The 8,927-nt window shown below is 45.5% G+C and carries 7 protein-coding genes and 1 pseudogene; 3 read left to right on the top strand and 5 right to left on the bottom strand.

Going from position 1 to position 8,927, the window contains the following annotated elements; all coding sequences use genetic code 11:
• Positions 1-139 precede the first annotated feature (139 nt).
• Positions 140-2,596, bottom strand: coding sequence for an ATP-dependent Clp protease ATP-binding subunit (locus DP116_RS24650; protein WP_169157664.1), 2,457 nt, complete (start codon positions 2,594-2,596; stop codon positions 140-142).
• A 402-nt stretch (positions 2,597-2,998) separates the two neighbouring features.
• On the opposite strand from DP116_RS24650, the gene DP116_RS24645 reads away from it, so the two are divergent.
• Positions 2,999-3,289, top strand: coding sequence for a DUF3288 family protein (locus tag DP116_RS24645; protein ID WP_169157663.1), 291 nt, complete (start codon positions 2,999-3,001; stop codon positions 3,287-3,289).
• A gap of 155 nt (positions 3,290-3,444) precedes the next feature.
• On the opposite strand, the gene DP116_RS24640 is transcribed toward DP116_RS24645, so the two are convergent.
• Positions 3,445-4,083, bottom strand: coding sequence for a type I restriction endonuclease (locus DP116_RS24640; RefSeq protein ID WP_169157662.1), 639 nt, complete (start codon positions 4,081-4,083; stop codon positions 3,445-3,447).
• 171 nt (positions 4,084-4,254) lie between these two features.
• Between DP116_RS24640 and DP116_RS24635 the strand changes: the two genes are divergently transcribed.
• The gene (locus tag DP116_RS24635; protein WP_169157665.1) at positions 4,255-4,503 is read left to right on the top strand and encodes a PIN domain-containing protein; all 249 of its coding nucleotides are present in this window, start codon (positions 4,255-4,257) and stop codon (positions 4,501-4,503) included.
• A gap of 11 nt (positions 4,504-4,514) precedes the next feature.
• On the opposite strand, the gene DP116_RS24630 is transcribed toward DP116_RS24635, so the two are convergent.
• The 3 genes from DP116_RS24630 to DP116_RS24620 all read right to left on the bottom strand — a co-directional run bounded on the left by DP116_RS24630 (position 4,515) and on the right by DP116_RS24620 (position 7,276).
• Positions 4,515-4,667, bottom strand: coding sequence for a hypothetical protein (locus DP116_RS24630; RefSeq protein WP_169157661.1), 153 nt, complete (start codon positions 4,665-4,667; stop codon positions 4,515-4,517).
• A gap of 104 nt (positions 4,668-4,771) precedes the next feature.
• Complete coding sequence (locus DP116_RS24625) at positions 4,772-6,406, bottom strand: MlaD family protein (protein ID WP_169157660.1); 1,635 nt, start codon at positions 6,404-6,406, stop codon at positions 4,772-4,774.
• An 87-nt stretch (positions 6,407-6,493) separates the two neighbouring features.
• Complete coding sequence (locus DP116_RS24620; protein ID WP_169157659.1) at positions 6,494-7,276, bottom strand: ABC transporter ATP-binding protein; 783 nt, start codon at positions 7,274-7,276, stop codon at positions 6,494-6,496.
• A gap of 94 nt (positions 7,277-7,370) precedes the next feature.
• Between DP116_RS24620 and DP116_RS24615 the strand changes: the two are divergent.
• Positions 7,371-8,902, top strand: a pseudogene (locus tag DP116_RS24615) (phytoene desaturase family protein).
• The last annotated feature ends 25 nt before the right edge of the window (positions 8,903-8,927 follow it).

Below are 8,927 nucleotides of genomic sequence, written 5' to 3'. Positions count from 1 at the left end.
TGCGGAGACGCTGCGCTAACGCCCTCTGGGCGTGCGCTTGCGCTTACGCTATCGCCCCAAAAAACTAAGGTGGACATTACCCATGCCCACCCTACTATTAAAAAGCGCTATCAATCAAAAAGCGACATTTTACCGAATCTTAGCCAAGATTTGCCAGTAACAGTTCTCGCTTCTCGGACTTGTTGACTTTGACTTGACCGTCATCGTCCACATCCACAATAGCTGTGTCACCTTCTGTAATCTCACCTGAGAGCATCGCTTCAGCCAGAGAATCTTCTAAGAGGCGCATAATCGCCCGACGTAACGGTCTTGCGCCGTAGCTGGGGTTGTAGCCTTCTTGTAAGACACGGTCTTTGAAGCGATCGCTCACTTCCAGAGTTATTCCCTTCTCAGTCAAGCGGCTTGCGACTTCGCGCAACATGATATCAGCAATTTGCTTGATTTCATCTTTCTTAAGTTGAGTGAAGACAATAATCTCATCAAGACGGTTAAGGAATTCTGGACGGAAGTATGATTTCAGTTCTTCGTTGACCAGCATTTTAATCCGGTTGTAAGTCGCCTCAGCTTCATCTTCGCTAAACTGGAACCCTAAACCACCGCCACCTTTTTCAATCACCTTAGAACCGATGTTAGAGGTCATGATAATCAGCGTGTTCTTGAAGTCCACAGTCCGACCTTTCGCATCAGTAAGACGACCGTCATCCAAGATTTGCAGTAGCATATTGAAGACATCGGGATGCGCTTTTTCGATTTCGTCGAATAGCACTACCGTATAAGGTTTGCGACGTACTGCTTCAGTCAGTTGTCCGCCTTCGTCGTATCCAACGAAACCAGGAGGTGAACCAATCAGCTTAGAAACGGTGTGGCGTTCCATGAATTCGGACATATCCACGCGAATCATTGCATCTTCAGCACCAAAGAAGTAAGAAGCCAATGCTTTGGCTAGTTCTGTCTTACCAACTCCTGTGGGACCAGAGAAGATAAAGCTTGCAATCGGTCGGTTAGGATTCTTTAACCCAACTCTGGCGCGACGAATGGCTTTAGAAACTGCGGTCACTGCTTGCTCTTGACCGATGAGACGCTGGTGAAGAGTGTCTTCTAAGTGCAACAGCATCTCTGATTCAGATTCAGTCAACTTGTTGACTGGGACACCAGTCCAAGAAGCGACAATCTGAGCAATATCTTCCTCATCAACAATCGGGCTATTGACAGATTTATCTTCTTGTGAATCGCGCAATTTTGTTTCGAGTTCCAACTCTTGATCGCGCAGTTTACCAGCTTTGTCAAAGTCCTGAGTTTTGACAGCTTCCTGTTTTTGTTTAGTCACTAGCGCCAATTCGCGCTTGAGTTCGCGATCAACCGACTTGAGAGAGTTCCGTAGACGAACACGGCTTCCTGCTTCATCAATCAAGTCAATGGCTTTATCAGGTAAGAAGCGATCGCTAATGTAGCGGTCTGACAAGTTAGCTGCAGCAACGACTGCTGCATCAGAGATTTGGACTTTGTGATGCTGTTCGTAAGCAGAGCGCAAGCCGTATAATATCTGGATGGTTTCTTCAACCGATGGTTCACCGATCATAATCGGTTGGAAACGACGCTCTAGAGCTGCATCGCGCTCAATGTGTTGACGGTACTCATCAAGAGTGGTTGCGCCAATACACTGGAGTTCACCTCGTGCCAATGCGGGCTTGAGGATGTTGGCTGCATCCATACCACCTTCTGTGCCGCCAGCACCAACCAAAGTGTGAACTTCATCTATCACCAGGATGATATTACCCGCTGTGCGGATTTCATCCATGATTTTCTTGAGGCGTTCTTCAAAATCGCCACGGAAGCGAGTACCAGCCACCACTGACCCCATGTCGAGGCTGATGACTTGCTTGTCTTGTAGAATGTCGGGGACATCTTGGTTTACAATGCGTTGAGCAAGACCTTCGGCGATCGCTGTTTTACCAACACCTGGTTCCCCAATCAGCACAGGATTATTCTTAGTGCGGCGTCCCAAAATTTGGACAGCACGCTCAATTTCCTTCTCGCGACCGACAACGGGGTCGAGATTGCCGATTTGCGCTTGTTTGGTAAGATTTCTACCAAATTCCTCTAAAGTTAAATTTTGGGTACGCCTTGAAGAACCACCGCCACGAGAACCGGAAACCGATGTCGCTTCACCCAACTGACGAATCACTGCTGTGCGAATTTGCGACAAATCAAGCCCTAAATTTTGCAGGACTTTAGCGGCGACACCTTCACCAGCTTCAGTCAATCCCAAGAGTAAGTGTTCAGTACCTATATAATTATTTCCCAGGGTGCGAGCTTCCTTAAAGCCTTGCTCAAACAAACTTTTCACCTTGGGGGTAAAAGGAATTTCCGGGGGTACAAAGCCAGAACCCCGACCTATAATTCTTTCGACTTCGCGACGTGCATCTTTAAGGGTAACGCCCAAGTCGGTCAGCACTTTGGCAGCAACCCCTGATCCTTCTCCAATCAGCCCGAGGAGAATTTGCTCCGTCCCTACGAAATTGTGTCCCAGGCGACGCGCCTCCTCCTGGGCTAGCATAATAACTTTAATGGCTTCGGATGTGAAGTGTTCAAACATATTGGGTTTGTGCTCCCGAATGGCTTGGGCTATGGGTGATTTCAGTAGTATAGAGAATGAAGTCCTAATGAGTTCTGAGTTGGTGAATGGGGGGTGCTATGTTATTTATACTTAGCACTCGGTTGTGATCACTCAGCATACAAGAAGCACTTTCATTGTCATCACTATATGATTCACCCTCACCTGAACTTTTGTGTACTTTCTTATGGATAATGTATCTTTATTCAAAGTCGACTGACAGTAGTGAGAGCCGTAAGAGTTTAGGCGTGTTACCCGTCAAGAGCTTGAATACAAGCGAATAGACGGATAATTATTGAAGTCAGTCGTTGGCGATTAGCGGTAGTTTATGTCACAATGAACAGCGCTTCACTTACGACTCTCCATTGACAACCTAGAATCAAGATGAGTAAAGCAAATAAAGACCAACAGCACCCGTTGTACAATCGCGATCGCCCCATCATTGAGAACTTACTGGTTGGTGAGGCGACTGATTATAATTTAGCAGAATTAGCTAGATTGCGAATTCGCTATTCCAGTTTTCCTGGCGCGAGAGATATTCAAAGCGATTTGGACAAAATTCTGGTGCAGTGGGGTTTGAGCGAAGAAGAACTTTTTGAGAAAACACGCGCCTTACACAGCCGTGGGGGTATTTATAAAAGTCGCGGGAAAAAAGAAGAAGAAGATTGGAATTAGTACTAGCTTGAAAAAGGGGTGTAAGGGTGTAAGGGTATAGGGGTGTAGGGGAAATACATTTTTATGTTTGGTTGTGAGATTTTCCCGTGATTAGCTGGCAAGAATTGGAAAAACCGTTTTCGTTCTTTTTAGATGACTTATGGTACTGTGGGTAATCACACAGAGGAAACTGCCTGACCAAACCGCTTGAGGATTTGCAAAACGCTGTACAGTTCCCTAACAGAAGTAAACGGCGCGAAAACCCGTGACAAATCGTACTGTGGCGTATCCGCCTGTACCACCTTGACAAACAAAATATCATCGCCATTCGTCACCATACCAAAGACGGGCAGATGAGGGTTTGGGTTCGCCATCAGATACGCCAGGGCTTGCGGTAATGCCGACCACACCGACAGCGTGGTTTTTTTAGATTCCAGCACCATCACCCAAAACCGATTTTGCAGCACCAGCACATCAATCCGTCCACGCAAAATCTCCTCACCATCATCCACCACCACATCCACTGATTCTTCTGCCTTGATGCGGAACGGCGGATCGTAAAACCCAGCAAGTGCCAGTAACGGGGAAACCAGCAACAGCATAACCGTCCCCTCCAGTAAATTCCCAAAAGTTCGGTGGTAAAGATACCTGCGTCGCAGGACATCAAGATTCGCTTTGTCGGCTTCCGTAAGGGCTGGTAATTCCTCGCACCACTCCGAAAAAAAACCCTCGGACTCAATGCGGACGAACCCAAAGCGGTTTTCTGCGTCCGCCAGACTGGTAATCGCATCGGTGATGGCTTTTGTCTGTGTCATGCTGCTAACCTCCAAGTTCTGGGAAAAGCTTTAGTTTACTCCCTTCCCGTCAGAAGAATACCTATTTAACGAACCGCGTTCGCCCTTGGCGTTGCCGAAGGCTAGACGCGAAGGACACGAAGTAAGAAAAAAGAAGATAGGTAATTTTGTAGTGGGAAGGGAGTATCAGCAATTAGAGATTGCGAATTCGCGCTTTCGGTGTTGGAACAGTTCTTTGCAACAGTCACGATTCTGCCTTTGTCACAACCTGTTTTAGACAGAGCAGTGCAGCTTCGACAACAGCGCAGGATGTGGTTAGGAGATGCAATGATTGCGGGTACTGCACTGGCGCATAACCGAACCTTGGTGACTCGAAATATAACCGATTTTATTTGGATTGCTGAACTTCGATTACTCAATCCATTTGATTTCTGCTCATAATGTTTGTCATATCATGCTTCACCTAACTGATATGTGTTGGGTTGCGCTACGCTTAAACGCCAGACGCCTACGGAGGAGCCAGTGCGGTCTTGGGGTTTCACGCCAGGTGGCACCCAAAGGAGGAACCCGACAGCCAGTCGCCACAACGGGGGGAACCCCCGCAAGGCGCTGCTCTCCGCAACGCCAGATGCTCCCCAAGTGGAGCATCTGGCGTTGGAAAGCCGTCATTCGCGCTGGCTCCCCAACCTACCATTACCTGTCCTATTCTCTACTCACCCAACTTCTCCTGTTCACGATGTTCCCTCAATTTCCTCAAAAGGTTTTCTTGAGCTAAAGAGGGAGTCACCTGTCCACTAGTGGGTTGAGGTTCCTTACTAGCACTCTTAGTATCAACTGATTGTTGCTCAGTGCTTGGAGTGGAATTCGTCAAAGTAATAGTAGTAGGCTCAAACGTTTTGTCAGCACTTTTAGTCGTACCAGGTGAGAGATTGAACATCATCTGCTGTTGACGAGTACTTGGGGTGGGATTCGTCAAGGTAATAGTAGTAGGTTGAAACGTTTTGTCAGCAATCTTCGCAGCAGTCAATGGGAGACTAAATGACGTCTGCTGTTTATTTATCTTGGGTGCGGAAATTGCAGTATTAGAATTATGAACAGTAGCTTTGACTGAGTCTAAAGTACTAGCAATTTGTACGTGATCCTGCATCTGCTGAGTGGAGGAAACCAAGCTACTTAAACCATTCACCAGTTGGCGCAGATTTTGTCGAAAAGCTGGATCACCTGTCAATTCATCCAAATCAGATGTAATCTTTTGGGTGTTTTCAAATGTGACTCGTGCAGAATCTAAAGTTTGTTGCAGAACCACCACGTTATTAGGATTGTTGAGGCTGTTGGAAACTTCGCGCAAATTAGCAGAAGCCTGGGCAGCATTTGCAGACAAAGTTTCTAAATTTTTGATTAATTCTCCTTGGGTGACACGATTAACCGCAGGTGAAAGACTGCTAACTGTTTTACGTAGTTGATTGCTAGTTTCGGTGATATTGTTTAAAGCTGCAACAAGTGAAGAGCGGTTGCTAGTAACTAGAGTATCAAGATTATTAATCAGCTTACTAACAGATGTGTTTGTTAAACGAAGTTCTTTAGCAGTGGTACTAAATTGGTCTGCAGTATTACCAAATTGACTCAGAGTTTTGGTACTAGATGCACTGAGTTGAGTTGTTGCTTGTTGAATTGTATTAGTCGTCGCCGAAACGGAGTTCAGTTGTTGTTGAAGGTCTTTGCTTAAAACACTGAAGTTACGACTTAACTCAGCAATATTTGCCGCAGCAACAGCAGTATTTTCTACAGCCTTATTAACATTTCCATAGAATTTCTGGTCACTGTATACAGTTGCTAATTGAGTTGTTGAGCGAATCAGTTCATCCATACTGATCCCAATCTGACCTTTTAATCGAGAACCATTACAGACGATAATTTGAGGATTGCAATTTTTTTCTAACGGTTTACCTACCACAGCCCCTGGAGGTAGCTGCGTTTTTGGTGTGATGTCAATAATGCTTTCGCCAATCAATCCAGATTGATTAGCATCAACTGTGACATTGCTAGGAATAATCAAGTTGGATTTGCTAATTTCAATTTCCACCTCAACGTTGTTTGGTCCAGGTCGAAGAGCAGAAATCGTGCCTACCTTGACACCACGATACCGAACCACTGCCCCTTTTTGCATACCGCCTGCATTTGCAAATTCAACAATAGCTTTGTATGAACTGCGAGCAACATTGAATTTAGTTAGCCACAACATGACTAACCCAAACACTCCCAGTCCCAACAAAAGCAACAACCCAACAGAACCTTCTCGAAAAGTTCGCGCAGAGGCGAAGCGGCTTGTTAATAAACTTCGCATTTTATTTTTCCTCACCTATGGATTTTAGATTTTAGATTTGAGGTTGTAGGTTTTTCTTCTATCTAAAATCCCAAATCCAAAATTACCCTAACCAGCAACATGAATTGGTCCAGAAATGCTTCCACTAATAAATTGTCGAATCAAAGGATCGTCTGTAGTTTCTATTTCACTGACACTACCTTGCCATTGCACTTTACCTTGGTAAAGAAATACCAATCTGTCAGCTGTGCGACGAATAGTACTTTGTTGGTGAGTGACAATAGCGTAGGTACTACAAACTCCCTGTATACATTGCAACTGCCGAATCAAATCTTCGATCACAGTCGAAGCAATGGGATCAAGTCCGGCTGTTGGTTCATCGTAGAGTAACACTTCTGGAGTGTCTTTGGGGTTATCGGGGTTAGACATAATCGCACGAGCAAAGCTGACTCGTTTTCGCATACCTCCAGAGAGTTCGGCTGGGTAGCGATCGCCTATTTCCGATAACCCCACCATCTCCAATTTTTCATGAACGAGTTCTCGAATCCGAGAACGCCGCAGTTTTGAGTATTGATAAAGTGAAAAACCCACATTCTCCTCCACCGTTAAAGAATCAAACAACGCCGCTTGCTGAAACACCATACCAATACCAACTGGATCTGTCCTATCCTCGATCAATCCTTCTCGGTGCACCCCTTTAATAAAAACGTCTCCAGAATCAAGAGCAATTAACCCAGCAATCACCCGTAAAATTGTTGATTTACCAGTACCACTAGGACCTATAATTCCTAATGCTTCGCCTCGGTAAATCGTCAAATCCACGTTATCTAAAACCTTATTGTTACCAAAGGATTTAGAAACGCCTTTTAGTTCAATCAAAGGTTCAGTCATTAGTCATTAGTCATTAGTCATTAGTTAAAATAAGTTACTCTAAATTTTGAACTCTTGACCCTGGACTTTGCAAAGCAGCGGACACATAACAAAAATGCAGGATAGTGATGTCATTGTTATCGGTAGTGGTATTGGCGGGTTAACAGCGGCTGCATTACTTGCTCGTTACGGTAAGTCCAGCGCTGCAGGAGGGTTTCCCTCCGTAGGCGACTGGCGAACCCGAAGGGTAAGCGAGTAATTGTCTGTGAAAGCCATACAATACCTGGGGGTGCTGCTCATACCTTCAGACGACGGGGATTTGAATTTGATTCCGGTCCCTCATTCTATTGTGGTCTGACAAGTGCCGGAAGTTTGAATCCCGTCAAACAAGTTCTTGACGTTTTGGGCGAATCTTTAGAATCTGTACCTTACGACCCCCTTGGACTGTACCATTTTCCTGAAGCGAGTTTACCTGTTTATAGCAATCAGTCGCGTTACCGTGAAGAATTAACGAAAATTACGCCTCAAGGAGCGAAGGAATTCAAGCGCTTTGAGGAACGCTTGTTACCATTGTACGATGCGATGAAAGGTATTCCTACACTAGCTTTACGAGCAGATTGGCAAGTAATTCCGGTGTTAATCGGACGTTACTTACCCTCTTTGTTAAAGATGCTACCTCATTTACCTCTTGTTCAAGCATCTGTGGGTCATGTCATGGATGCAACAGTACAAGACCCCTGGATACGGCGGCTCATCGACTTAGAATGCTTTTTACTATCTGGTTTAAAGGCACATGGCACTATTGCTCCAGAGGTAGCTTTTATGTTAGGTGAACGCTCCCGCGCCGGAGTTGAGTATCCTGTGGGTGGCAGTGCAGCTATTGTCAAGGCTTTGGTGCGGGGGTTGGAACGTTGGGGCGGTCAGTTGCTTTTGGGACATCATGTGGAGCAAATTTTAGTTGAGAATCACAAAGTTATTGGTGTCCAGTTGACAAAAGGTGAAATCCTCAAAGCACCCATTGTTATTTCCAATGCCAGTATTTGGGATACTTACACCAAGCTGTTACGTCCCGAGGATTTGCCCTCGTCTTTCCGCAAAGCTGCATTGAATACACCAGCGGTTGATAGTTTTCTGCATTTACACTTAGGTATTCGTGCAGATGGTTTGGAAAATCTCACAGGACATCATGTCGTCGTTCACGACAGTGGCAAGGATATCACAGTACCGGGAAATACTTGCATGATATCAATTCCTAGTGTGTGGGATGCAACACTTGCCCCACAGGGACATCATGTAGTTCACGCTTACACCCTAGAACCATATGCGGGATGGGAACGGAACGACGAATATGAACACAAAAAGCAACAGAAAGCGCAAACTTTATATCGTGCCTTAGAGCAAATTATTCCAGATATCAGGGAGCGTGTTGTGTTGGAACTTATTGGCACACCCTTAACCCATGCTTATTATTTGCGAAGATATCAGGGAACTTATGGTCCGGCTATTCAAGCGGGACAAGGGATGTTTCCAGGACCACACACACCAATACAGGGATTATATCGCGTCGGTGATAGCACCACGCCGGGAATTGGTGTACCTGCAGTAGCTGCGTCTGGTATTTTGTGTGCGAATATGCTGGTGAAGTAGTGAAAAAAGGGGTGTAGGGGTGTAG

This window comes from Brasilonema bromeliae SPC951 (assembly GCF_012912135.1).
Classification (GTDB): Bacteria; Cyanobacteriota; Cyanobacteriia; order Cyanobacteriales; family Nostocaceae; genus Brasilonema; species Brasilonema bromeliae.
Note: the sequence above shows the minus strand (reverse complement) of the source record. Positions and strands in the feature narration are given on the sequence as shown.

Excerpts from the sequence above, each read along its gene's own strand:
- DP116_RS24650 (WP_169157664.1), bottom strand. The coding sequence starts at position 2,596 with ATGTTTGAACACTTCACATCCGAAGCCATTAAAGTTATTATGCTAGCC.
- DP116_RS24645 (WP_169157663.1), top strand. The coding sequence starts at position 2,999 with ATGAGTAAAGCAAATAAAGACCAACAGCACCCGTTGTACAATCGCGAT.
- DP116_RS24640 (WP_169157662.1), bottom strand. The coding sequence starts at position 4,083 with ATGACACAGACAAAAGCCATCACCGATGCGATTACCAGTCTGGCGGAC.
- DP116_RS24625 (WP_169157660.1), bottom strand. The coding sequence starts at position 6,406 with ATGCGAAGTTTATTAACAAGCCGCTTCGCCTCTGCGCGAACTTTTCGA.
- DP116_RS24620 (WP_169157659.1), bottom strand. The coding sequence starts at position 7,276 with ATGACTGAACCTTTGATTGAACTAAAAGGCGTTTCTAAATCCTTTGGT.